Source organism: Duganella sp. sic0402 (assembly GCF_019219065.1).
Classification (GTDB): Bacteria; Pseudomonadota; Gammaproteobacteria; order Burkholderiales; family Burkholderiaceae_D; genus Rugamonas.
Genome location: NZ_JAHUWK010000062.1, coordinates 1 through 225 on the forward strand (window position 1 = coordinate 1; position 225 = coordinate 225).

Below are 225 nucleotides of genomic sequence, written 5' to 3' on the forward strand. Positions count from 1 at the left end.
ACGTCTTCGGTGGTCAGCGCGCCGATCTGGTTGCTGGTCAGCGCGGCGATCACCGAGGTTTTCAGGACAGCGACGTCGGCAGTTTCCAGATGAGCGATCTGCTCGGTGCTCAGGCCCAGTACTTGCGAGCTGGTCAGCGCGGCAGCTTGCGCGGTGGTCAGCGAAGCCAGTTGCTCGGTGGTCAGTGCTTTGACCTGATCGCTGCCCAGTGCGGCAACGGTCGCG

Annotated in this window: 1 protein-coding gene; it reads right to left on the minus strand. The window is 64.0% G+C overall.

Going from position 1 to position 225, the window contains the following annotated elements; genetic code table 11:
- The coding region (locus tag KW842_RS27335) for a hypothetical protein (RefSeq protein WP_218307317.1) at positions 1-225 on the minus strand (225 nt) is incomplete at both ends.